This window comes from Polaribacter sp. AHE13PA (genome assembly GCF_019278505.1).
GTDB lineage: Bacteria > Bacteroidota > Bacteroidia > Flavobacteriales > Flavobacteriaceae > Polaribacter.
The window spans coordinates 1,376,489-1,400,607 of sequence record NZ_CP058985.1; the positions used below are offsets into that span (position 1 = coordinate 1,376,489).

Genomic DNA, 24,119 nt, shown 5'->3' on the forward strand with positions numbered 1-24,119 from the left:
AAAAATATCCTTAATAATTTATAGCAAAAGTATTCTAGTTCAGTACCTTTAAAATGGTCTGTTTGAAAATTTCAAGGTCTAATTGGACTTATTTTGTAACCTATATGTTTTTGGAGTTTTTTTTGTATACCGCTTAAAATATTTTGAAAAATGAGATGCGTCTTTAAAACCTAAACCATAAGCAATATCACTAATTGCCTCATTTGTATACATTAAACGCCTTTTAACTTCTTTAATAATATAATCTGCAATAATATCTGATGCAGATTTATCATACTCCTTTCTGCAAATTGCATTTAAGTTTTGAGGCGTTGTATTTAAACGTTCTGCATAAAAATTAACATTATTTTTTAACGTACGAGATAAAACATCTGTAAACAAAACCACTAGATCTGTACTTTCTACTTTTTCTATCTGCGCATATTTTACCAACTTAGAAAATAATGCTCTTAAGCCACCTTCTACAGCTTCTCTATTTACTGCTTCTTGTTTTTTCTCCCAAGTTAGAGACCTAAACAACGCTTTTAGAGAAATATCTTTTTGAGATAGTTTTATTTTTGAGACCTGTTGCAATTTTAAAAGCTGATTATTGATAAATTTATCTAAAGTTTTTTGTAAAAAATCTTCTTTAATAATGATTACATATCCTTTGGGTTTGGTTGTTATTTCCCAATGATGAACCTCATCTCTTTTAATTACAAAAATAGTAGATGGTTTAATTTTATAACTCTTTAAATCTACATGATGAAAACCTGTTCCCTTAATAAAATAGACAATTTCTAAATATTTATTATGTTTATGCGGTTTTGTATAGCGCTTAGTAACGTCAAACTCTTCAATTTTAATATCATTGTATTCAGATATTTTATTATAGGTATCAATTTTGTCCCTCATCAACATATTTTTTAATCGATCGTAAAAATACTACAAAAAAAAATCCTTCTTTTCAGAAGGATTCATTTTTTATAAAGTTAGTAAAGTATTAAACTTTCTTTACCTTAACTGCATTCATACCACGCATTCCTCTCTCTAATTCGAAAGAAACTTTATCGTTTTCTGCAATTTCATCTATTAAACCACTTACGTGCGTAAAATATTTTTCGTTATTTTCTAAATCGATAATAAAACCAAAACCTTTAGAAGAATCAAAGAAAGAAACTTTTCCTTTTCTTACTGGATCTTCTTCTGGTAAATCTTCTTTTTTGGTTACAGAAATCTGAATATCTTCCAATTCATATTCTACTTTCAATTCTGGATCTGGTGGAGTATCTGTTAAGTTTCCATTATGATCCACATAAGCAAATTGGATACCTGTTGATCCATTTTCATCTTTCTCCGCTTTTCTAGCGTCCATTTTCTTTTGCTTATCTAAACGTTTTTTTAAACGTTTTTTTTCTTTTTCACTTTTACTAAAGGTTTGCTGCGATTTTGCCATTAAAAATATAAGAGTTTTTTAAATTAATATTTCTGAAAAGATAAAATACCTAACTGGAAATTCGAAATCAAACTAACGCTAACTAGTGTATTTAGAGGAGTGTATTTTTTCTTATGCCTGCAAAGGTACGATAAATTTAAAAGTTTTCAAAATAGTTATAGGTTTATGAACATTTATTTTATTAATCCTTAAAATATTATAAAAAAATGCATTAAAAAAAAACCGACTGTAAAACTATTACGTATATATTTTTGATAACTAAAAAAACATTAAATTATGAAGACAATTAAAATTTTTACATTATTGTGTGCAACAGCTCTAGGTTTAACGTCTTGCTCTGATAGCGAGAATAATATTACAGCTCAAGTGCAAACTAAATTATTATTTACTTCTAACAATTCTGACGGGAATGTAAATATTTACAACGTAAACAGTACAGACAATGTAACCAAATCTACCTTAACAACTTCTTCCAATGCCGCAGATGGTATCTATTATAGCAGTGAAGACGACTTAGTAGTACAAGCTTCTAGAAGCACTTTTGGCTTAGAAGGTTATACAGACGTATCGGTAGCAACCTCTGTTATTTCTGCTAATGTAACCGCTAGTGTTGTTGGTAGCTTAGATATGCAAAGTCCTAGAGAATTGGCTGTAAATGGTGACTTTTATGTAGTTGCAGATAATGCGGATGCAGATGGAAATACAGCAACAAATGATGGTAAATTGTATATCTACACTAAAAGTGGAAATCAATTTAATTTAAGAAATACTATTACAACAAATATTAAGCTTTGGGGAATTACCTTTATTGGTAACGATTTGTACGCTATTGCAGACACAACAAACGAGTTAGCTGTTTTTACTAATTTTTTAAACAACACATCTACGACCTCATTAGATGCAACAAAACAAATAGCAATTGAAGGTATTGTAAGAACTCATGGTTTAACTTATGATATAGCTACCGATACAATGATTTTAACAGATATCGGAGAAGCGTCTAACGGACAAGATGATGGTGGTTTCCAAGTCATAGAAAACTTTACAAGTAAATTTAGTGCAACGGCTAATGGTAATACTTTAGCCTTAACAGAACAAACAAGAGTTGCAGGTTCTAATACCTTAATGGGAAACCCAGTAGATGTTGCTTATGACGGTGATACTAAAACTGTTTTTATTGCGGAAGCAGGAAATGGTGGTGGAAGAATTTTAGCCTATAATAACATTTCTAATGGAGGAAACTTAACTCCTGTATACAACAACACTTTAGCTTCAGCTTCTGCAGTATACTTATATAAGAAATAAAAAATATTCAACTAAAAAGTTGAATATTGCATGTTGATGTTAGCCTTCCGTTTTTACGGAAGGTTTTTTTATGAAATATATTTAAGTTCTTATATGTTAAAAAAACGCAAACAAATAGTAAAATACACTTTAATAATAGTATTACTATTATATTTGTTTTGTAAAATACAAATTATGGAAAACTTATTATCTGCTTTAAAAATTTCTGTACCAGATAAAATATTTATCAAAGATCCTGAAACCTCTGTTTTGGGAAAAAAAATCATAGAACAGGGTATTCAATTGATAGATGAAATTGGTTTTGAAGCTTTTACATTTAAAAAATTAGGTGCAAAAATAAGCTCTAACGAAAGTTCTATTTACAGATATTTTGAGAGCAAACATAAATTACTTTTATACCTATCCTCTTGGTACTGGGCATGGATAGAGTATCAATTGGTTATTGAAACTTTTAGTATTTCTAACGCTGATGAAAAATTAGAAAAAGCGATAGACGTGGTAACTAGAAACGTAAAAGAAGATGATAATTTTTTACACATAAACAAACCTCTTTTGTATAATATAATCATCAATGAAAGTTCAAAATCTTTTTTAACAAAAGAAGTAGATTTAGATAATAAAAAAGGGTATTTTGAGGTCTATAAAAGAGTAATAACTAGAATAAGTAATATAATTTTGGAGGTAAATAAAAAATATCCGTTTGCTTTAAGTTTGGCAAGCACCATTGTAATAGGCAGCTTACATCAACATTATCTTAAATCTCATTTCCCACTAATTACAAACTATAAAACATCAGAAACACCTACTAATTTTTTTATTCACTTAGTTAAAGCTACAATTAAATAAATATGGAAAGCAAACAATTAACCCCGTGGCAAAGATTTGTTGGTCTTTTAAAATTAGAGAAAAAAGATATCTTTCAAATATTTTACTACGCTGTCTTTGGTGGTCTTGTAGCACTTTCTCTCCCTTTAGGAATACAAGCAATTATAAACTTAATTCAAGGTGCACAAATCTCAACTTCTTGGATTGTTTTAGTTATTCTAGTAACTATAGGTGTCATTTTTTCTGGTGCATTGCAATTAATGCAATTAAGAATTATAGAAACCATTCAGCAAAGAATTTTTACAAGAGCTTCTTTTGAGTTGAGTTACCGTTTTCCTAAAATAAAAATGAATGAGCTACGAAATGATTATCCACCAGAATTAGCCAATCGTTTTTTTGATACCTTAACCATTCAGAAAGGATTGTCTAAAATATTAATAGATGTACCCACCGCACTATTGCAAATTATATTTGCGTTGATTTTACTCTCTTTTTACCACGCATTTTTTATCGTTTTTGGTATTCTCTTATTGCTTTTAATTTATATAGTATTTAAGTTTACTGCTCAAAAAGGATTAGAAACTAGTCTTATAGAATCTAAAAAGAAATACAAAGTAGCCCATTGGATACAAGAAGTTGCAAGAGCTTTAGTTAGTTTTAAATTATCAGGTAACACTAATTTAGCACTTCAAAAAAATGATAATTTAGTTAGTAATTATTTAGAGGCAAGAGAAAATCATTTTAAAATATTGATGCTACAATTTATTCAAATGATAGGCTTTAAAGTAATTGTAACTGCAAGTTTACTGTTAATTGGTGGTGCTTTAGTTTTAAATCAAGAAATGAATATTGGGCAATTTGTAGCCGCAGAAATTATTATTCTTTTAGTGATACAATCTGTAGAAAAACTAATAATAGGTTTAGAGTCTTTTTACGATGTGCTTACATCCATAGAAAAAATAGGACAAGTTGTAGATAAAGAATTAGAAGCTCAAGAAGGAGATAAACCGATATTTAAAGACGGTTTAACCGTAGAGCTAGAAGGCGTTTCTTTTGGTGTAGAAAATAGAGAGAAACACATTATAAAAAATGTTTCTTTTACCCTAAAACCTAAAAGTAGAATTTTAATTATGGGAGAAAGTGGTGCCGGAAAATCTACATTATTACATTTAATAGCAGGTATTATGGAACCAACTTCTGGAAACATATACATCAACAATCTATCTTTAAGTAGTTTACATTTAAATCATTATCGATCTCAACTTGGTTTATCATTATCAGATGAAACTCCTTTTGAAGGTAGCATCAAAAACAATTTAGTTTTTGGTAATAAAGAAATTAAAGATGAAGCTATATATGAAGCTTTAGAAATTGTTGGTTTAACACAATTTTTAAAAGAACAACCTAAAGGATTAGAAACTGTTTTATATCCAGAAGGAAAGCAAATGTCTTATACAATTGCAAAAAAATTGATTTTAGCTAGAGCAATCATCAAGAAACCTAAAATAATGATTTTAGAAGATCCTTTAGATCAATTTAATTTAGAAGAAACTGTACGCATTATTAATTATTTAACAGACGCTAAAAGGCCATGGGCTTTAATTGTAGCTAGCAGTAAAAAGAGTTGGAGAACTCAATCTAAGGAAACAATTATATTAGAAAAAGGTGAAATTAAATCAATAAATTAAGGAGCAATGTTAAACATATCTAACAACCAAGTACACAAAAATCTTGATTTAAAAGATTTTAAATCGGGCAAAATTATCTTCAAAAAAGAGTACTACAAAGCTTTTAACAAATTTCTTTTGGTTTTTGCTTGTATCGGTCTTGTAGCTCTCTTTTTACCTTGGACACAAAATATATCTGGTCAAGGATTAGTAACCACACTAACTCCTAACCAAAGACCACAAACCATTCAATCTCAAATTCCGGGAAGAATTGAAGAGTGGTTTGTAACTGAAGGTGATTTTGTAAAAAAAGGAGATACTATTTTAAGAATTTCTGAAGTAAAAAGTGATTATTTTGATAATCGATTAATAGAAAGAACTAGCGATCAAATTAATGCAAAATCCTCTTCAGTAGATGCATATCAAGGAAAAGTAGCTGCTTTACAAAGACAAGTTAATGCTTTAAGAAAAGAACAAGGATTAAAAATAGAACAAACAAAAAACAAACTTTTACAAGCTAAATTAAAAGTAAAAAGTGATAGTATTGATTTTGAAGCTGCTAAAACAAATTCTTTAATAGCAGAAAAACAATACAACCGTACACGAACCTTACAAAGTGAAGGCCTAAAAGCAGTAAAAGATGTAGAAGAGAAAAGATTAAAATTACAAGCTACACAAGCAAAATTAATATCTCAAGAAAATAAATTACTAGCAAGTAGAAATAATATTTTGAATGCACAACTAGAGCTTTCTCGAATAAACGCGACTTATACTGATAAAATTTCTAAATCACAAAGTGATATGTATACAGCACAATCTAGTGGTTTTGATGCAAAAGCACAAGTTTCTAAATTAGAAAATAGTAGAAGTAACTACAGCGTTAGAAATAGTTTATTATACATTACTGCTCCACAAAATGGATATATAAACAAGGCTATTAAAGGCGGAATTGGAGGAACCTTTAAAGAAGGCGAAGACCTAGTAGGTATAATGCCAGAAAAATATGATTTAGCTGTAGAAACTTTTGTGAGACCAATTGATTTACCTCTACTGCACATTGGAGATAAAATGCGTGTTCAGTTTGATGGTTGGCCTGCAATTGTTTTTAGTGGTTGGCCTAATGCTTCCTACGGAACCTATGGAGCAACAGTTATTGCTATCGAAAACTTTATAAGTACTAATGGTAAATACAGAGTTTTAATTGCACCAGATACTAAAGATTATAATTGGCCAGAAGGTATTAGAGTCGGTTCTGGCGCAAAAACCATTGCACTTTTAGAAGACGTACCTATTTATTTTGAAATGTGGAGACAACTTAACAGCTTCCCTCCTAACTACTATCAGCCAAAAGGAACAAAAACTGATGCAAAGAAAAAATAATTTCAATTTATTTATTGAGACATTTATATGAAAAAATATATTTTAATATTACTTCTACTATTTACATCTGGATATTTTGCTCAGGAAAAAATAACGTCTGTAATGACACTTTCCGAATATTTAAGCTATGTAAAAAACTATCATCCTATTGTAAAACAAGCAAATCTTGTTATTAATGAAAGTGAAGCCAAATTACTAAAAGCTAGAGGTGCTTTTGACCCTAAAATTGAAGTAGATTTTAATAAAAAACAGTTTAAAGAAAAAGAATATTATAATAAACTAAATGCTGCTTTTAAAATTCCTACTTATTACGGAATTGAATTTAAAGCAAATTTTGAAGATAATGATGGTTATTATTTAAACCCAGAAAATTCGGTTCCAGAGGACGGTTTATATAGTGCCGGAGTTTCTGTATCTTTATTAAAAGGTCTTTTAATAAATACAAGAATGGCTTCTTTAAAACAAGCTAAATTCTTTTTAAACCAAGCCAAAGAAGACCAGCAAATTTTAGTGAATGAGATTTTATATAATGCATCTATTTCCTACTTTAATTGGTTAAAAATGTATCATCAAAATAGTGTTTATAAAGAATTTTTAACAAATGCAGAAATTCGCTTTAAAGCTACAAAAAGAGCATTTTTAGAAGGTGAAAAACCTGCCATAGATACTACAGAAGCAGGAATTACTTTAAAAAGCAGAAAATTAAACCTAGAAAAATCTAGAATTAAATTAATAAAAGCTTCTTTAGAATTGTCTAATTATTTGTGGTTAAATGATAACACTCCTGTAGAGCTGCAAGACAATATCATTCCAGATATACATACTGTTGATAATGTAGATACTACTTTTAATATTGCATTGTTTAATAATGCTGATTTTAATATTGATAATCACCCTAAAATTAAATCTTTAGAATATAAAATAAAGAGTTTAAATATTGATAAAAATTTAAAATTGAACAATTTATTACCCAAATTAGATGTTCAGTATAACTTTCTTACAGAAAACGGAAATCAAATAAATTCTCTAAATACAAGAAATTATAAAGCCGGAATTAATTTTAAAGTCCCTTTATTTTTAAGAAAAGAGCGTGGAGATTTTAAACTATCTAAAATTAAACTACAAGACAAAAAATTTGAAAACGAAGTTGCAAAAATTGCCATTAAAAATAAAGTAAATGCAATTCAGCAAGAATTAAGTTCTTATGTTTTACAAAATAGTTTAACTACTGATATTGTTCGTGATTATGGAACCATGCTAAAAGCAGAAGATCGTAAGTTTTTCTTAGGAGAAAGCTCTTTATTTTTAGTTAATTATAGAGAAGTTAAACTAATTGAAGCCAAACTAAAAGCAATCGATTTAGAAAATAATTTCTTTAAAACTAAAGCAAGTTTATTTAAAGCTACTGTTATCTCTATCGCAGAATAATCGTATTTATTTAATCATTATCTTCTAAAGTAAAAAACTCATTTACAGGGATATTAAATACTTTAGATAACTTTAAAGCTAAAACTGTTGACGGAACATACCTGTTTTTTTCAATAGAATTTATGGTTTGTCTAGATACACCAATAGATTTGGCTAATTCATCTTGGGTTAAATCTAAAATTGCTCTTTGTACTTTTAAAGTGTTTTTCATCTTATTTATTCATTCTTTTTAATTGCCAGAAAAACATCAATTGAACAATCAACATAAAAAACAACACCTGAAAATAACTAAACCCCTGTAATTTATCATCTTGATTAAATAAAACTGCTACTCCGTAATTTACTAACGGCTGTACTAAAGAATAAACAATTGCCATTATAAATGCCAATCGATAAGATTGTGAACGTAAACTATCTATAAATTCATCTTCTAGCTTTTCTTTGGATAAAGAAATTACAAGTAAACCTATTAACAATACTCCATGTAAAACTGGTTTTAACCAATCTGAATCTTCAATATATTTTCTAGCAATCATTAAAACAAAACTTCCGATAGCTATAATATATCCTATTTTTTTATATTGATTACCAAGTTGAAATTTATTTAATTTTTCTAATTGATTTCTTTCTCTTTCGCAAATTGATAATTTAGACATGATATTTTATTTTACAATTAGACAAGTTTGTTTTCTATAATGACAAATATACTTTACATTTCAATATTCTACAAGTTTTTTTGTACATTTAAGATATCTAAACTATAAACGTAAAATTATGAAGGACAACATGAATAAGCCAAGTATTGCTTTTTGGATAATTGCTGTTATTGGATTAATTTGGAATCTGATGGGTGTTGATGGTTATTTAAATCAGGCTTATCAAACGGAACGTTTTAAATCTATGTATTCTAAAGAGCAATTAGAAATTATTTTTAATATTCCTTCTTGGGTAATGGCTGCTTTTGCCATTGCTGTTTTTTCATCAGTATTTGCCTGTATTTTATTATTTTTTAGAAAAAAATTAGCCAAAACATTTTTTCTAGTAGGATTAATTGCAGTTATAATACAAACTACGTATAATCTTTTTATAAACCCAGGTAGAGAATGGTATGGATATTTAGAGTATTCTATGTTGATAATAATTCCGTTGTTCTCTGTGTTCTTATTTTGGTTCTCTAAAAAATGTGCAGATGATGGAATTTTAACCTAAAAAGACAACACAAGAAGCTGCTTAAATGCAGCTTTTTTTTTGCCAATAATTTAAATTTTTTTAAAAGCATTAAGATTTTTTTAACACTTAAAAAATCAACCTACTATTTCTATTTATTTACTTTAGAAAAAATTTTATAAATGAAACAACTAACACTACTCTTTACATTCATTTCATTATCATTAATTGGTCAAAATTCACCAAAATGGATGAGACATTCAGCAATTTCACCAGACGGTACACAAATTGCTTTTACGTATAAAGGTGATTTATACAAAGTAAATTCTAACGGAGGAAATGCCGAACAACTCACGTATCACAGCGCGCATGATTACAAAGCTGTCTGGAGTAAAGACGGCTCCAAAATTGCATTTGCATCAAATAGATATGGTAATTTTGATATTTTTGTAATGAATGCTAACGGAGGTTCTGCAACACGTTTAACATTTCATTCTAATGACGAATTTCCATATACCTTTTCTAATAACGATACTGATGTTGTTTTTGGAGCATTAAGACAAGATGCAGCAAATCATAGGCAATATCCCCATAGATCACAATCAGAATTATATAGTGTTCCTGTAAAAAAAGGAAAAGTAAATCAAGTTTTAACCATTCCCGCAGAATATGTTCAGTATTCTAAAAATGGAGAAATAATGGTTTATCAAGATAAAAAAGGAGGAGAAAATGAATGGAGAAAACACCATACTTCTTCTATTGCAAGAGATATTTGGATGTACAACACCAAAACCCAAAAGCATAAAATGATTACCACTAATATTGCAGAAGACAGACAACCTCTTTTTAGTGACGATGAAAAAAGTCTTTTATTTTTAAGCGAAAGAAGTGGTACTTTCAATATTCATAAACTACAGTTAGATAATCCTTCTAAAAGTGAACAATTAACTTCTTTTAAATTACATCCTATTCGTTTTTTAAGTATGGGAAATGGTATTATTTCTTTTGGATATGATGGCGATTTATACACAATAAAAGAAGGTGAATCTCCTAAAAAAGTTAATGTAAATATTATTACACAAGACAAAGAAAACACAGATAAATTTATTTCTATAAATGGCGGTATTAATGAAATGGCTGTATCGCCAAACGGAAAAGAAATTGCTTTTGTAGCCAGAGGCGAAGTTTTTGTAACTTCAACAGACAAATCATTTACAAAAAGATTAACCAATACACCAGAGAACGAACGTTTTGTTTCTTGGGGACCAGAAGGGAAATCTGTAATTTATAGTAGTGAAAGAAATGGAAAATGGAATGTTTACAAAACAGAAAAAACAAGAAAAGAAGAACCATTCTTTTACGCAGCAACTTTATTAAAAGAAACTTCTTTAATAGAAAATACAAGCGATAATTATTTAGCTAAATATTCTCTTGATGGAAAAAAAATAGCTTTTATAGAAGATAGAAGAACTTTAAAAATAATAGATATTACTTCTAAAAAAGAAGTAACATTATTAACTCCAAAAGATTTATTTCATATGCGAGATGGAGATCAATATTTTACTTGGAGCCCAGATAGTAAATGGATTTTGGTAGATTGGGGAAAAACATTAAGCAATAGCGAAGTATTATTAATGGCTGCAGATGGCTCTAAAAGAATCAATTTAAATGAAAGTGGTTATGCAGATTATTCTCCTAAATGGGTAAATAAAGGAAAACAAATGTTGTGGTTTAGTAACCAAAACGGATTAAAATCTTACGCAACAAGTGGTCGATCTCAAAGTGATGTATATAGCATGTATTTTACACAAGACGCTTGGGACAATGCTAATTTAAGTGATGAAGATTATAAATTAGTAGAAGCTATTAAAGAAGAAGAAAAAAAGTTAAAAGAAAAAAACGAAGAGAAAAAAGAGGATAAGAAAAAAGCTAAATCATCAAAAGATAAAAAAGATGCCAAAGACAAAAAAGAAATAAAAGCACTTACGTTTGATTGGGATAAAATGAAAGAGAGAACCAAAAGATTAACCATACATTCTTCTAGTTTGGGTGATGCTGTTCTTTCTAAAAAAGGTGATAAATTGTATTATTTATCTAGTTTTGAAGGTCGTTCTAATCTTTGGACAACAAATTTACGTACCAGAGAAACCAAAATGTTAATGAAATTAAACACAAGGTCTGGAAGTTTAGAATGGGATAAAGAAATGAAAAACCTTTACCTTTTAAGTAGCGGAAAAATTACACAATTAAACCCGGAAACAACAAAACAAAAAGCGGTACAGATTAAAGGTGAAATTCAGCTAGATGAATACGCAGAAAGAGAAGCTTTATTTAACCATGTTTGGATTCGTACAAATGCCATTTTTTATCACCCAGATTTTCATGGCATCGATTGGGATTTAATGAAAACAGAATATCAAAAATTCTTACCTTATATTGGTAATGCTTTTGAGTTTTCTGAAATGCTTTCTGAAATGTTAGGAGAACTTAATGTTTCTCATTCTGGCGCAAGTTACAGAGGTGCTGCTATTTCAAATGCAGATGAAACCGCTTCTTTAGGTATTTTTATGGATTACAGTCATACTGAAGACGGAATTTTAATAAAAGAAATCATTTCTGATGGACCATTAGACAAAGCAAAGTTTGATGTAAAACCAGGTATGATTATCGAAAAAATAAACGGAGTTACAATAGATAAAAATCAAGATGTTGCTAAATATTTAAATAGAAAATCTGGTAAATTTATGCTGTTAGATATTTTAGATCCTAAAACTAAAAAAAATCAGACAATAACCGTAAAACCAATTTCGTTAGGCTCAGAAAATAGATTGTTATATGACAGATGGGTAAAAATAAACGAAAAAGAAGTAGAAAAAGAAAGTAACGGAACTTTAGGTTATGTACACATTCCAGGAATGAGTGACGGGCCCTACAGAAGTATTTACCAAGATATGATGGGTAAATACTCTGATAAAAAAGGTGTTATTGTAGATACTCGTTTTAATGGTGGTGGAGATTTAGTAGCAGATTTAGCCATGTTTTTTACTGGCGAACCTTTTATAACTTATGCTACAGAAGCTAAAGTTGTTGGCGGAGAACCAACGTCTCGTTGGACAAAACCAACTTTATCTATTTTTAATGAAAGTATGTATTCTGACGGACATTGTTATGCTTCTGGTTATACAGATTTAAAAATAGGAAAAACAGTAGGAATGCCAGTTCCTGGAACTTGTAGTTTTGCTGGTTGGGAAGGATTATCTAACGGAGCTAGATGGGGAGTTGTACCGATTAGTGCTAAAAATAAAGCTGGAGAATGGATGGAAAATAATCAAACAGAACCAACCATTATAGTGAAAAATATGCCAGGTTTAATTGACAACGGAAAAGACCAACAATTAATAAGATCTATACAAGAATTATTAAAAGATGTAAATTAAAAAATATATAATTTTAATAAAAAAAGCGAAACAAATGTTTCGCTTTTTTTATATTTATTTTCCAAAAATATCTTCTTTAATCTTAGGCAATTCTAATTGATACCTCACGGAAACTACTCTAATAATAACAATTACAGATGCAGAAATTACAAATATGATATTTTCTGGAACATTAAATTGACTTATAGTTAAATACACAATTCCACCCGCTAAACAAGCAGAAGCATAAATTTCTTTTTCGAAAATTAATGGAATTCTATTAGTTAAAACATCACGTAAAACGCCTCCAAAAACGGCAGAAATCATTCCCATTATTAAAGCAATAATAGGATGTAAATTAAAAGACAACCCTTTTTTTAAACCTAATAAAGTAAAAACACCAATACCAATGGTGTCAAACAAAAACATTGTTTTGCCTAAATAGTTTATTTTACTTTTAAAAAGAAAGGTAAAAATAACGGCTGCAAAAATGGTATATAAATAATTTAAATCACCAATCCAATTTATTGGATGTGCGTCTATTAAAACATCACGCAACATACCACCACCAACAGCAGTAACAAACGCAATAATTAAAATTCCAAATAAATCTAATTTTTTATCATAAGCCACCAAAGCACCACTAATTGCAAAAGCAAAGGTTCCTAATATATCTAAAACATAAATAAGCTCCATCTATATCAATTTAATTACAATGATTAGTATTAAAACCGAAGTTTTTCTACTAAAAAAGCCTCGGTTTAGATAATGTTATACAGTTACTTCAGAAAACTTAATATTTAATTCTTTCTGAATTTCATGAATTCTCACGATTTCTGAAGGTAAAATAAAGGCAATGGAAACTCCTGTTTTTCCTGCTCTTGCAGTTCTTCCACTTCTATGGGTGTAGTATTCTAATTGTTCTGGTAATTGATGGTGAATTACAAATTCTAAACCACTAACATCAATTCCACGTGCAGAAACATCTGTAGAAACCAAATATTGTAAGTTTTCTTTCTTAAAAGCACGCATTACTTTATCGCGTTCTTTTTGTTGCATATCTCCTTCTAAAGCTGCTGTAGAAAAACCTTCTTCGATTAGAAGTGCCGCTAAATTCTGCGCACCTGCTTTTGTTCTACAAAAAATAATACCTCTTTGGTCTTGTCTCTTTTCTAAGAAAGTTACAATGTCTGCCGCTTTTTCTTTTAAAGTAGTTTTAGCAAAGTGATGACGAATATTTGCATTTACCAAAGAACTTCTATTAATTTCTACTCTAGGCGCATTAGCATCCATGTAGGTCTTAACAATTCTCTTAATTTCTTCTGGCATAGTTGCAGAAAACAACCATGTTTTACGATCGCCTTCGGTTGTAAACTTTAAGATTCTATTTAAATCTTGTTTAAAACCCATGCTTAACATTTCATCAGCTTCATCTAAAACAACTGTTTTAACATGACTGATATCTATGTTTCCTCTTTCTATTAAATCGATTAATCTACCAGGAGTTGCTACAACAATATGTGTAGTTCTCTTAAGATTATTCATTTGTCTGTCAATTTTTTCTCCACCAAAAACAGCTTCTACAAAAATTTTATCTTCACTAAACTTCGTAAATTTAAATAATTGTTTTTTTATTTGCTGTACCAACTCTCTAGTAGGCGATAAAATTAACGCTTGTATATTGTCTGAACTCGCATCTATATGATGTAGAATTGGCAAGCCAAAAGCTGCCGTTTTACCTGTACCTGTTTGTGCTAAACCAATAAAGTCTGTAGGCGAATCCAATAAAACAGGAATCGCTTTCTCTTGAATTTCTGAAGGCGTAGATATCCCTAATTCTTTAATTGCTTGTATATAATCTTTGGTAATTCCTAAGGAAGAAAAAGTTGCCATTTTGTGTCTTAATTTTGTGCAAAGATACTTTTATTTAGGAGGTTGTAATACTTTTAAAACATTTTCTCTAATTCTTGCAGGTTTAAAGGTTTTAGAATCTAACATTGCCCAAATTGTTTTGGCTTTAACCAATAGAACTTTCTCTTTATAAAACTCCATAAAACGGACAGAAGTAATCCCTCTTGTTTCTCCTACCCAAGTTTTTACAGTAATCACATCTCCTAAACTAGCTTGTTTTAAATAATCTATTTCGTGTCTCATTACCACCCAAACATACTGCGGTAGCGGGTGTTCTTTGGTTAAGTGACTCCAATGAGTAGTTGCAATTTTGTCCATCCATTTTACATAGACCAAATTATTAACATGATCTAAATTGTCTATATCTTCGGATGATACTGTAATGGTTAATGTAAAAACGTTGTCCACTTTTATCAATTTTAGCAAACATAAAAATTTTAAGATATATATAACAATTATTGATCTGTAGATTTAGTCAAAACTTGGTCTTTATATCGATATTTGCAGAATATTATGACAGAATTAGCAAACAACCTAGGAACACAAAAAATTAGTACCTTATTAATAAAACAAGCAGCTCCAGCTACCATAGGGATTCTTGTGATGTCTTTAAATATGATTGTCGATACTATTTTTGTGGGACAATGGATTGGAGTTTTAGCAATTGCAGCAATTACAGTGGTACTACCAATTGTTTTTCTAATATCTTCTATTGGTATGGGAATAGGTATTGGAGGAAGTTCTATTATATCTAGAGCATTGGGTGCAGGAAATTCTGAGAAAGCGTTTTTAACTTTTGGTAATCAGGTTGCGCTAACTGTTATTTTAGCGATTATTTTTGTAATTATTGGAAACTTTTTTAGTGTACCTATCCTAAATTTATTTGGCGCCAAAGGCGATATTTTACCCATTGCATCTGAATATTTTAAAGTTGTAATCTACGGAGTTCCGTTTTTAGCCTTTGCAATGATGGGAAACCCAACGATTAGAGCTGAAGGAAAACCAAAATTTGCGATGTATGCAATGATGGTTCCCGCAGTTTTAAACATTGTTTTAGATATTATCTTTATCAAGTTTTTTAATTGGGGAATGTGGGGAGCTGGTTTAGCGACAACCATTTCTTTTATGAGTTCTGGTTCATATATTTTATATTTCTTTTTATCTTCTAAAAGTGAATTAAAAATTATTCCTAAAAACTTTAAATTAGATGGCAAAATTGTTAGAGAAATTATAGAGTTGGGAGGCGTTTCTATTGTAAGACAAGGTGCCATCAGCATTCTTATGATTGTATTAAATTACTCTCTTTTTAAATATGGTGGAGAAATATCTATAGCTGTTTACGGAATTATTAACCGAGTGATGATGTTTTCTCTTTCCCCGGTGATGGGAGTCTCGCAAGGTTTTTTACCTGTAGCCGGATATAATATTGGTGCAAATAAAAATGACAGAGTAAAAGAAACCATCAAAAAAGCGCTTTTATATGGATCTGTTTTAGGAACTCTTATTTTTATAGCAATCTTATTTTTTAAGGAAGAAGTAATTGGAATTTTTACCACTGATACAACTTTGTTGACAGAAACGCCAAATGCAATGCTAATTGTCTTTTTAGCAACTCCAGTAATTACCATGCAATTAATTGGATCAGCATATTTTCAAGCCGCAGGAAAAGCGTTACCTGCTTTATTTTTAACTCTTTTAAAACAAGGAATTTTCTTAATTCCGTTAGCCTATTTTTTACCGAAGTATTACGGAATTAGTGGTATTTGGTGGTCTTTCCCTATTGCAGATGTTTTATCTACCATAATTACAGTTATAGTTTTAAAACGTGAGGTTGATAAAAATTTGAAGCATTAAAATTTCCATGTTATTCAGAATGACGTAGGAAGAGGAATCATAATTTTAGAAGCTCAGAGATTTCTCAATCGCCTAAAAAGGCTCATTTCTAAATGACATTCGTTCTTGAAACTTTAAACTTTAAACAAAAAAACGCAACGAACCTCTGTGCTTCCTCCGTGAATCTCAGTGAAACACCTCCACACAAATATCTACTCAACTCTTAAATAATACTCTCTCCATTTAAATTTGTCGTTAAAATATCACTAAACAAATTAAAAAACGGTCGTAAAGCTTTAAAACTTTTATCTACTTCTTCTAAAAAGTTAGGTGCTAAAACTTCTGCATCTGTAAAATTTCTAGTAGCAACAAATCCTTTTTTACGCAATAAGTCAATATTTTTATGTTCTTTGTCAAAACCTCTTGGAGCAGATTTTAATTCATCACCTTCAAATTTACCTCCAAAGTATTTTACAAAAGTTTCATCTTCTAAAATTTCTCTAAATTCTGTAGAGTCTTGTTCAATTTCTTTTCTTAATCGGTATAAATCGTCTTTTTCTGGTTGCCAAAATCCACCACCTAATAAATTTTCACCTGGTTTAATTTGTAAATAATAACTACCACGTAACTGTTTTCCTAATCTAGAAAACGAAACAGCAAATCTTGGATTATAAGGTGTTTTATCTTTAGAAAAACGAACATCTCTATAAATACGATAAATTTTCATTTTATCAATTTCATCATGCTTTTCTAAATTCGATTGCATTTTTAAAAATAATTCTTTTAGATTTTTTTGATGCTTTACAAAAGTAGGTTTATGCTCTGTAAACCATTCTCTATTGTTGTTATTTTGTAAATCTTTTAAAAATTGAAAGCTCGATTTTTCGAATTGCATTTTGATGAAAATTTTAGAGGTTAAACTTACGAAGTTTTTAGATATTATTGATGTGGATTTCACGAAGATTCAAAGAAACGTTTTTTCTCGTAAAGTCGAAAAGGTTGAATGTTCTTAAGTTTAGATTTAGGTAAGAAAATTGTTTTAAAATGAGCTTAGAAATTACAAAAATGATAAAATCGCTTTTTCTTTGTGTCCTTTGCAAAAAACTTAGTGAACTTAGCATTTAATTAATTTAAATTTGTTTCTCATATATGCATCAAAAAACAAAAGACATTCAAAAAAGGTATGAGGGATTTTTGCAAACACATTGTTTGTGGAAAGGAAATACTATTTATGGGTTACATCAATTTGAGATTGAGTCGAAATCGACAAAAATTGATATCGCAATTAATGAAAAACTACGTTTAGGAAAATATATAGAACGTTTTGTTTCTTATCAATTAACACATGAAAAATCGATTTCTATTATTTGTGAGAATATTCAAATTCAGAAAGAAAAAATTACGCTAGGTGAATTAGATTGTATTTTGTTAAGGGATGAACAACCGATTCATTTAGAAGTTATTTATAAATTTTATTTGTATGATTCTTCAGTAGGAAAAACAGAAGTAGAACATTTTATTGGTCCGAATAGAAAAGATTCTTTAGTGGAAAAATTAGATAAATTGAAAGACAAACAACTACCTCTTCTCTACTCTAATGAATGTGTTTCTTATTTAAAAACCATCAATTTACAAGCTTCAGAAATTGAACAACAAGTTTATTTTAAAGGACAATTATTTATTCCTTTCTCTAATAAAAATCTTCAGTTATCAATTTTAAATCCAAATTGCATTGCTGGGTTTTACATCAACAAAAAAGAATTAGAACAATTTAAAGATTGTAAGTTTTTTATCCCGATTAAAAAAGATTGGATAACTATTCCACATAAAAATGTAGCTTGGTTAAATTTTAATGATTTTAGCCTTGTTACAGAGGAGTATATGCAAAGAAAATTCTCACCACTTTGCTGGTTGAAAAAACAAAACGGTGAACTTGTAAAAATATTTTTTGTTTGGTGGTAACTTAATTTTTATCTACCACATCGCCAGAACCAACCGATTTACTATCAACCTTAGAAGGGTTTCCTTTATAATAAACACTACCAGAACCTACTAATTTTGCTTTAATCTTAGATTTTACAGTTGTTTTTACACCTCCAGAACCCGCTATATTTACATAAATTTCATTGGTTTCTAAACCATAAGAATTAATGCTTCCAGAACCAGCAATAGAGCAAGTGAATTCATTAGATTTTCCTTCTAAATTAATATTTCCAGAACCTCCAATAGAAGCTTTTATAGCATCTGAATCTACTTTTAATGTAATGTTTCCAGAACCTCCTAAATTCACATTAAAATTGTTTGCTTCTATTAAACTTTCACTTAAAATATTTCCAGAACCTCCCAAAGCAATACTTTCTATATGCTCATAAGGCACTATAACTGTTAGTTTTTTAGTAGTGTTAATATTTGTGTTGTTCTTAAATTTTACTTTTAAAAGACCATCAGAAACTTCAGTTTCTATAAAAGGAAGTATATTTTCTTCCCCTTCTAAAGTTATTTTACCTTCCTTTCCTTTTACAAGAACTACATCAAAAGATCCACCTATTGAAACTCCTTCATAACCTGAAGTAGATCTTGTTACAGTTACCACATTTCCATCTCCTTTTATTTTTTTACTATTCCCAAACCAACTTTGGGAATTTACAGCAAAAGTAATGGTTAAAATTAAGCTCGTTAAAAGTACTTTTTTGTTCATAATAGCTGTTTTTATTTGGGTTTTCTATAATTAGAATTTACATTTTGTAATTTTAATTCAAGATTCTAAAAAACTTTATACATCTAAAGTATGCAAAATCTCTTTTAATTCACTGTAATTCTTAACTTTTTGTAAACTCCAACTTAAATTATATGTGATTTTTTCTCCGATTAACAACTTTCTTTCAGGACTTAAACATTCTAATTCTGTAAATAAATGATTCCCAAAAATTGTTATAGAAGTTCCGTTATCTGGATACGTAGCTTTCTCATCAAAAGTAAATTGTTCTACAAACAATGTGTCGTTTAAATAACCTGCAACCCATTTCCTAGCGTCTAATCCTATTTTTTGAGGAAATTCATCGGAAGACTTTAAGGATAAAATAGTGTTTTTTACAGATGCATTTTCTTCGGCATAATTTTTTGCATCTGGCCATTTAGAAATCGTAAATCCATTTTCAAAAATGCTGTTCTCTGAAATGAATGAAAAACTAACATTTGGTGTTTTAATTTTTGATAAACTCCAAATCGTTAAAGGGATATTTTCTAGTACAGTATTTTTTGCAACTTGAATTTTTACCAATTCTTGCTGAATATCAACTCCTGCTCCAACTTCAGCAATTGTAATGGTTCTTTTTATTTGAATACCTAAAATAGCACTAATCGGACTTTTTAAAACAACTCCGTTAACTAAAAATTCAACAGAATAACAACTAGCGTTTATAAAAGGATCTGGAATGTGTCTAGAACCTGTAATTAAATAATGATACTCTTCTGAACAAGGTAAAACTCTATTTCCGCCAACATTTGGAGCTTGTTTTATATTATTCTCGGCAAAATATTCTCCTACTTTAAATTCAACTCCTTCTAATGCTTTATTTTCATAAAATAAATTTTCTCCATTTAAAAATCCGAAGTAAATTATTCTTCCAGTTTCTGGAATTACAATCAATTTAATTTCTAAATTTGAAATTTCAACAGCATTTTTCCAACCATTATAAGTAATTGTTTTAATTTGTATTGCTGACATCTATTTTATTTTAATACAAAAATGGCGAAAAAAACTGAAGTAGTTAAATATTAATCCATTTGAAAAACACGAATATCAAAAAGAACAAAAAACCTTGGCCTACAAAAGATGCTATGGATCAGGTTTATAAAATGAACCTTTGGGGAAGTAACAATACTGAGTTTTATTCTGGTTCAGGCTCTCATCAACCAGAAATAATTGAACCATATATAGAAACTATTAGCTCTTTTTTAACTTCTTTTAAAAACCCAATTACGGTTTTAGATTTAGGTTGTGGAGATTTTAATATTGGTAAAAATTTCGTGAAACTTACTCAAAAATATACAGCTATAGACATTGTATCAGCATTGATAAAATACAATCAAGAAAATTTTAAAGCAGAAAATTTAAACTTCAAATGTGTAGATATTGCTAAGGATGATTTACCAAAAGCAGATTGTATTATTTTAAGGCAAGTATTGCAACATTTATCTAATGCAGAAGTACAAAGTGTTGTAGAAAAATTACCTAATTACAAATATGTTATTCTTACAGAACATCTTCCTTTAGGTGATTTTACCCCTAATAAAGATATTATTTCCGGACAAGGAATCCGAATTAAAAAGAAAAGCGGAATTGACTTATTAGCGACACCTTTTAATATGAAGGTTAAAGAAGAAAAAAAAATATTGTCTTATACTTTAGAAGACGGAAAAGGCAATATTGTAACTACACTTTATACTATTTTTTAGACGCCTTCCTTAGTATATTTTCCATCTTTTTCCCTTTAGCTAACTCATCGACTAATTTATCTAAATAACGCACTTGTTGTGTTAAAGAATTCTCTATTTCTTCTACTCTATAACCACAAATTACGCCCTTTATCAAATGTACATTTGGATGTAATGTTGCATTTTTAAAAAAAGTTTCAAAAGTAACCTGTGTATCGATAAGTTCATTTAATTTACTTTCATTATACCCCGTTAACCATTCAATAACTTCTAATAGTTCAGCGATACTTCTTCCCTTTTTTTCCACTTTTGTTACGTAATGTGGGTACACAGAGAAAAACTTCATATTTGCAATACGCTCATCATGATGACTTGTATCTTTCATAATTGGAAATTAACTGTTTTATTCAATCAAATTTACTAAAATTATAATAAGTTAAATACTTTAAAAGGAATCTAAACTATTTTAACCTTGGCACAACAATTGTTTTTATATATTAGACATTAAGAAAATAGAACTCTATTTTATTGATTACTAGTAAACTAAAAATAACGAATTGATATTGATTTTACACTTTTTAAGAATCAATGTCAGTATGACAGAGATATAACACATGAGCAAACCAAAAATAATGCATTTAGACAATATGTCGCTACAAAATATGTTGAATGAAGATTCTGAATTAATTCCGTTAATGACCCCAGAAGATGAGGAAATTATTAACAAGGAAAGTGTTCCTGAAGTTTTAGCAATTTTACCATTAAGAAACACCGTATTGTTTCCGGGTGTTGTAATTCCTATTACAGCCGGTAGAGATGCTTCTATTCAATTAATAAAAGATGCAAACAAAGGCGATAAAGTAATTGGAGTTGTTGCACAAAGAAATGAAGACGAAGAAGAACCAACTTTAAAAGACATACACACAACAGGTGTGGTTGCACAGATTTTACGTGTTTTAAAAATGCCTGATGGTAACACAACCGTTATCATACAAGGTAAAAAACGTTTCGAAATTGATGCCATTGTACAAGACAAACCGTATTTAAAAGCAACGGTAAAAGAAGCACTAGAAGACAGAAGTGTGGATGACGAAAAAGAATTTGAAGCTATTATAGAATCTATAAAAGAACAAGCTTTAGAAGTAATTAAGGAAAACCCAATGTTACCTAGTGAAGCTTCTTTTGCGATTAAAAACATAAAATCAGATTCGTTTTTGGTGAATTTTATTTCATCTAACATGGATTTATCTGTAGCTCAAAAACAAGTAATTTTAGAAAAAGACAATCTAAAAGAACGTGCCTTATTAGCCTTAAAAAACTTAAACAAAGAGCTTCAGAAATTAAAATTGCGTAATGATATTCAGTCTAAAACTCGTGAAGATTTAGACCAACAACAACGTGAATATTATTTAAACCAACAATTAAAAACCATTCAGGATGAACTTGGAGGCGTTTCTAATGACGAAGAGTTAGAAGAAATGCGTAAGCAGGCTAAAACTAAAAAATGGAGTAAAGAAGTTGGTGAAACGTTTGAAAAAGAAATCAATCGTTTAAAAAGAATGAATCCACAAGCGGCTGAATATGGTGTTCAGAGAAGCTATTTAGAATTGTTGCTAGAGTTACCTTGGGGAATTTACTCGAAAGATAAATTCGACTTAAAATTTGCGACTAAGGTTTTAGATAGAGATCATTTTGGTTTAGAAGAAGTAAAAGACAGAATTATAGAACACTTAGCGGTTTTAAAGTTAAGAGGAGATATGAAATCGCCAATTATCTGTTTATACGGACCTCCAGGAGTTGGTAAAACTTCTTTAGGAAAATCTGTGGCAGAAGCATTAGGACGTAAATACATCCGTATGTCTTTAGGTGGTTTGCGTGATGAAGCAGAAATTAGAGGACACAGAAAAACGTATATTGGAGCTATGCCAGGGCGTTTAATTCAGAACTTAAAAAAAGCTGGAACATCGAATCCTGTTTTTGTTTTAGATGAAATAGACAAACTAAGTAACAGCCATCAAGGAGATCCTTCTTCTGCAATGTTAGAAGTTTTAGATCCAGAACAAAATGAATCTTTTTACGATAACTATTTAGAAGTTGGATACGATTTATCTAAAATACTTTTTATTGCTACAGCAAATAACTTAGGTCAAATTCCTTGGGCTTTACGTGATAGAATGGAAATTATAAATGTTACTGGATATACTATTGAAGAGAAAATAGAAATTGCTAAAAGACATTTATTACCAAAACAATTAAAAGAGCATGGTTTAACAACTGCGCACTTAAAGTTAGGTAAAAAACAATTAGAGCAAATTGTAGAAGGATATACAAGAGAATCTGGAGTACGTGGCTTAGAAAAGAAAATTGCAAAAGTGGTTCGTTTCGCGGCAAAATCTATCGCTTTAGAAGAAGAGTATGACATTGCAATTTCTTCAGAAAAAATAGAAAAAATCTTAGGAACACCTAGATTTAGAGATAAATTCGAAAATAATGAAGTTGCTGGTGTAGTTACTGGTTTAGCGTGGACAAGCGTTGGTGGAGATATTTTATTTATAGAGTCTATTTTATCTAAAGGAAAAGGAAACCTTTCTATTACTGGTAATTTAGGAAATGTGATGAAAGAATCTGCAACGATTGCTTTACAATACATAAAATCAAATGCAGAAGAATTAGGTATTAAGCAAGAAATTCTAGAAAAATACAATGTACACATTCACGTACCAGAAGGCGCAACACCAAAAGACGGACCAAGTGCAGGTATTACCATGTTAACTTCTTTAGTTTCTTCTTTTACACAACGTAAAATAAAAAACAAATTAGCCATGACAGGTGAGATTACTTTACGTGGAAAAGTACTACCCGTTGGCGGAATTAAAGAAAAAATATTAGCAGCTAAAAGAGCAAATATTAAAGAAATTATTCTGTGTAAAGAAAACGAAAAAGATATTTTAGAAATCAAAGAAAGCTACTTAAAAGGTATGACTTTCCATTATGTTTCTGAAATGAAAGAAGTAATAGAAATTGCACTTACAAAGCAAAAAGTAAAGAATGCTAAGAAATTAGTATAATTAAATATTTAGTTTAAACAAACCTCTATTTTACTGATATTCAATTGGTAATTAGAGGTTTTTTTATGCTTTTTTATGAACACTTTTTATCACTAATAAATTGTTAAATATAAATAGCACATTCCACCTTAGCATAGTAAATTTGCAAAAAATGGATTTTAAGGAACTATTTTTACAAGCCAATTATTACATTAACAGCTTTTATAAACGTTCTTTAAATTATCCATAAATAACATATTAAAACATT

Annotated in this window: 22 protein-coding genes; 11 read left to right on the forward strand and 11 right to left on the reverse strand. The window is 29.4% G+C overall.

Translation table 11 applies throughout. From position 1 onward, the window contains the following. Positions 1-78: 78 nt before the first annotated feature. Positions 79-894: a helix-turn-helix domain-containing protein gene (locus H0I28_RS05975; protein ID WP_218753463.1), complete on the reverse strand. Its 816-nt coding sequence runs from the start codon at positions 892-894 to the stop codon at positions 79-81. Between the two features lie 88 nt (positions 895-982). After that, positions 983-1,435 (reverse strand): cold-shock protein, encoded by a 453-nt coding sequence (locus tag H0I28_RS05980; RefSeq protein ID WP_068449806.1) that lies wholly within the window; start codon positions 1,433-1,435, stop codon positions 983-985. 276 nt (positions 1,436-1,711) lie between these two features. Between H0I28_RS05980 and H0I28_RS05985 the strand changes: the two genes are divergently transcribed. The 5 genes from H0I28_RS05985 to H0I28_RS06005 all read left to right on the forward strand — a co-directional run bounded on the left by H0I28_RS05985 (position 1,712) and on the right by H0I28_RS06005 (position 8,040). After that, entirely contained in the window at positions 1,712-2,740 is a 1,029-nt protein-coding gene (locus H0I28_RS05985) for a hypothetical protein (protein ID WP_218753465.1), read from the forward strand. A gap of 174 nt (positions 2,741-2,914) precedes the next feature. Further along, positions 2,915-3,586 carry a TetR/AcrR family transcriptional regulator gene (locus tag H0I28_RS05990; RefSeq protein WP_218760957.1) on the forward strand — a complete coding sequence of 224 codons (672 nt, stop codon included), beginning with the start codon at positions 2,915-2,917 and terminating at the stop codon, positions 3,584-3,586. Between the two features lie 2 nt (positions 3,587-3,588). Continuing rightward, a complete protein-coding gene (locus H0I28_RS05995; RefSeq protein WP_218730645.1) occupies positions 3,589-5,253 on the forward strand; it encodes a peptidase domain-containing ABC transporter in 1,665 nt (554 codons plus the stop codon). Positions 5,254-5,259: 6 nt separating this feature from the next. After that, positions 5,260-6,612, forward strand: coding sequence for an HlyD family secretion protein (locus H0I28_RS06000; protein WP_218760959.1), 1,353 nt, complete (start codon positions 5,260-5,262; stop codon positions 6,610-6,612). 27 nt (positions 6,613-6,639) lie between these two features. Then, positions 6,640-8,040, forward strand: a complete 1,401-nt coding sequence (locus H0I28_RS06005) for a TolC family protein (protein ID WP_218760961.1) — start codon at positions 6,640-6,642, stop codon at positions 8,038-8,040. A gap of 10 nt (positions 8,041-8,050) precedes the next feature. Here H0I28_RS06005 and H0I28_RS06010 read toward each other — a convergent pair whose 3' ends face one another. Both H0I28_RS06010 and H0I28_RS06015 read right to left on the reverse strand, forming a co-directional pair. Next, on the reverse strand, positions 8,051-8,251 hold the full coding sequence (locus H0I28_RS06010) for a helix-turn-helix transcriptional regulator (protein ID WP_218730648.1): 201 nt from the start codon (positions 8,249-8,251) through the stop codon (positions 8,051-8,053). 1 nt (position 8,252) lies between these two features. Continuing rightward, positions 8,253-8,696 carry a hypothetical protein gene (locus H0I28_RS06015; RefSeq protein ID WP_218753473.1) on the reverse strand — a complete coding sequence of 148 codons (444 nt, stop codon included), beginning with the start codon at positions 8,694-8,696 and terminating at the stop codon, positions 8,253-8,255. Between the two features lie 118 nt (positions 8,697-8,814). On the opposite strand from H0I28_RS06015, the gene H0I28_RS06020 reads away from it, so the two are divergent. Together H0I28_RS06020 and H0I28_RS06025 are read left to right on the forward strand one after the other, a co-directional pair. Beyond that, positions 8,815-9,249 (forward strand): hypothetical protein, encoded by a 435-nt coding sequence (locus H0I28_RS06020; RefSeq protein ID WP_218760963.1) that lies wholly within the window; start codon positions 8,815-8,817, stop codon positions 9,247-9,249. A gap of 140 nt (positions 9,250-9,389) precedes the next feature. Further along, positions 9,390-12,644, forward strand: a complete 3,255-nt coding sequence (locus H0I28_RS06025; RefSeq protein WP_218760965.1) for a S41 family peptidase — start codon at positions 9,390-9,392, stop codon at positions 12,642-12,644. 54 nt (positions 12,645-12,698) lie between these two features. On the opposite strand, the gene H0I28_RS06030 is transcribed toward H0I28_RS06025, so the two are convergent. The 3 genes from H0I28_RS06030 to H0I28_RS06040 all read right to left on the reverse strand — a co-directional run bounded on the left by H0I28_RS06030 (position 12,699) and on the right by H0I28_RS06040 (position 14,942). Next, positions 12,699-13,319, reverse strand: coding sequence for a trimeric intracellular cation channel family protein (locus H0I28_RS06030; RefSeq protein WP_218730652.1), 621 nt, complete (start codon positions 13,317-13,319; stop codon positions 12,699-12,701). 75 nt (positions 13,320-13,394) lie between these two features. Next, complete coding sequence (locus H0I28_RS06035) at positions 13,395-14,516, reverse strand: DEAD/DEAH box helicase (protein ID WP_218760967.1); 1,122 nt, start codon at positions 14,514-14,516, stop codon at positions 13,395-13,397. Positions 14,517-14,546: 30 nt separating this feature from the next. Continuing rightward, the gene (locus tag H0I28_RS06040; RefSeq protein ID WP_218760969.1) at positions 14,547-14,942 is read right to left on the reverse strand and encodes a thioesterase family protein; all 396 of its coding nucleotides are present in this window, start codon (positions 14,940-14,942) and stop codon (positions 14,547-14,549) included. A 105-nt stretch (positions 14,943-15,047) separates the two neighbouring features. Between H0I28_RS06040 and H0I28_RS06045 the strand changes: the two genes are divergently transcribed. Next, a complete protein-coding gene (locus H0I28_RS06045) occupies positions 15,048-16,388 on the forward strand; it encodes an MATE family efflux transporter (RefSeq protein WP_218760971.1) in 1,341 nt (446 codons plus the stop codon). Between the two features lie 202 nt (positions 16,389-16,590). Here the strand turns inward: H0I28_RS06045 and H0I28_RS06050 are convergent, their stop codons facing one another. Then, positions 16,591-17,262 carry a DUF2461 domain-containing protein gene (locus H0I28_RS06050; protein ID WP_218760973.1) on the reverse strand — a complete coding sequence of 224 codons (672 nt, stop codon included), beginning with the start codon at positions 17,260-17,262 and terminating at the stop codon, positions 16,591-16,593. Between the two features lie 254 nt (positions 17,263-17,516). Here H0I28_RS06050 and H0I28_RS06055 point away from each other — a divergent pair, with 254 nt between their 5' ends. Continuing rightward, positions 17,517-18,329: a DUF1853 family protein gene (locus H0I28_RS06055; RefSeq protein WP_218760974.1), complete on the forward strand. Its 813-nt coding sequence runs from the start codon at positions 17,517-17,519 to the stop codon at positions 18,327-18,329. Position 18,330: 1 nt separating this feature from the next. On the opposite strand, the gene H0I28_RS06060 is transcribed toward H0I28_RS06055, so the two are convergent. Together H0I28_RS06060 and H0I28_RS06065 are read right to left on the reverse strand one after the other, a co-directional pair. Next, on the reverse strand, positions 18,331-19,065 hold the full coding sequence (locus H0I28_RS06060; RefSeq protein ID WP_218760976.1) for a head GIN domain-containing protein: 735 nt from the start codon (positions 19,063-19,065) through the stop codon (positions 18,331-18,333). Between the two features lie 75 nt (positions 19,066-19,140). Then, entirely contained in the window at positions 19,141-20,094 is a 954-nt protein-coding gene (locus tag H0I28_RS06065) for a hypothetical protein (protein ID WP_218760978.1), read from the reverse strand. 59 nt (positions 20,095-20,153) lie between these two features. Here H0I28_RS06065 and H0I28_RS06070 point away from each other — a divergent pair, with 59 nt between their 5' ends. Beyond that, on the forward strand, positions 20,154-20,825 hold the full coding sequence (locus tag H0I28_RS06070) for a class I SAM-dependent methyltransferase (protein ID WP_254712845.1): 672 nt from the start codon (positions 20,154-20,156) through the stop codon (positions 20,823-20,825). Here H0I28_RS06070 and H0I28_RS06075 read toward each other — a convergent pair. After that, on the reverse strand, positions 20,815-21,189 hold the full coding sequence (locus H0I28_RS06075; protein ID WP_218760980.1) for a DUF2200 domain-containing protein: 375 nt from the start codon (positions 21,187-21,189) through the stop codon (positions 20,815-20,817). The genes H0I28_RS06070 and H0I28_RS06075 overlap by 11 nt on opposite strands. A 229-nt stretch (positions 21,190-21,418) precedes the next feature. On the opposite strand from H0I28_RS06075, the gene lon reads away from it, so the two are divergent. After that, on the forward strand, positions 21,419-23,872 hold the full coding sequence (gene lon, locus H0I28_RS06080; RefSeq protein ID WP_218730661.1) for an endopeptidase La: 2,454 nt from the start codon (positions 21,419-21,421) through the stop codon (positions 23,870-23,872). The last annotated feature ends 247 nt before the right edge of the window (positions 23,873-24,119 follow it).

What these genes read in the sequence shown, in the direction of transcription:
- H0I28_RS06035 (WP_218760967.1), bottom strand. Translation starts at nt 14,516, where the DNA reads ATGGCAACTTTTTCTTCCTTAGGAATTACCAAAGATTATATACAAGCA.
- H0I28_RS06060 (WP_218760976.1), bottom strand. Translation starts at nt 19,065, where the DNA reads ATGAACAAAAAAGTACTTTTAACGAGCTTAATTTTAACCATTACTTTT.
- H0I28_RS06025 (WP_218760965.1), top strand. Translation starts at nt 9,390, where the DNA reads ATGAAACAACTAACACTACTCTTTACATTCATTTCATTATCATTAATT.
- H0I28_RS05975 (WP_218753463.1), bottom strand. Translation starts at nt 894, where the DNA reads ATGAGGGACAAAATTGATACCTATAATAAAATATCTGAATACAATGAT.
- H0I28_RS06050 (WP_218760973.1), bottom strand. Translation starts at nt 17,262, where the DNA reads ATGCAATTCGAAAAATCGAGCTTTCAATTTTTAAAAGATTTACAAAAT.
- H0I28_RS06005 (WP_218760961.1), top strand. Translation starts at nt 6,640, where the DNA reads ATGAAAAAATATATTTTAATATTACTTCTACTATTTACATCTGGATAT.
- H0I28_RS05985 (WP_218753465.1), top strand. Translation starts at nt 1,712, where the DNA reads ATGAAGACAATTAAAATTTTTACATTATTGTGTGCAACAGCTCTAGGT.
- H0I28_RS05980 (WP_068449806.1), bottom strand. Translation starts at nt 1,435, where the DNA reads ATGGCAAAATCGCAGCAAACCTTTAGTAAAAGTGAAAAAGAAAAAAAA.
- H0I28_RS05995 (WP_218730645.1), top strand. Translation starts at nt 3,589, where the DNA reads ATGGAAAGCAAACAATTAACCCCGTGGCAAAGATTTGTTGGTCTTTTA.
- H0I28_RS06065 (WP_218760978.1), bottom strand. Translation starts at nt 20,094, where the DNA reads ATGTCAGCAATACAAATTAAAACAATTACTTATAATGGTTGGAAAAAT.
- H0I28_RS06075 (WP_218760980.1), bottom strand. Translation starts at nt 21,189, where the DNA reads ATGAAAGATACAAGTCATCATGATGAGCGTATTGCAAATATGAAGTTT.
- H0I28_RS05990 (WP_218760957.1), top strand. Translation starts at nt 2,915, where the DNA reads ATGGAAAACTTATTATCTGCTTTAAAAATTTCTGTACCAGATAAAATA.
- H0I28_RS06020 (WP_218760963.1), top strand. Translation starts at nt 8,815, where the DNA reads ATGAAGGACAACATGAATAAGCCAAGTATTGCTTTTTGGATAATTGCT.
- H0I28_RS06030 (WP_218730652.1), bottom strand. Translation starts at nt 13,319, where the DNA reads ATGGAGCTTATTTATGTTTTAGATATATTAGGAACCTTTGCTTTTGCA.
- H0I28_RS06045 (WP_218760971.1), top strand. Translation starts at nt 15,048, where the DNA reads ATGACAGAATTAGCAAACAACCTAGGAACACAAAAAATTAGTACCTTA.
- H0I28_RS06055 (WP_218760974.1), top strand. Translation starts at nt 17,517, where the DNA reads ATGCATCAAAAAACAAAAGACATTCAAAAAAGGTATGAGGGATTTTTG.
- lon (WP_218730661.1), top strand. Translation starts at nt 21,419, where the DNA reads ATGAGCAAACCAAAAATAATGCATTTAGACAATATGTCGCTACAAAAT.
- H0I28_RS06015 (WP_218753473.1), bottom strand. Translation starts at nt 8,696, where the DNA reads ATGTCTAAATTATCAATTTGCGAAAGAGAAAGAAATCAATTAGAAAAA.
- H0I28_RS06010 (WP_218730648.1), bottom strand. Translation starts at nt 8,251, where the DNA reads ATGAAAAACACTTTAAAAGTACAAAGAGCAATTTTAGATTTAACCCAA.
- H0I28_RS06000 (WP_218760959.1), top strand. Translation starts at nt 5,260, where the DNA reads ATGTTAAACATATCTAACAACCAAGTACACAAAAATCTTGATTTAAAA.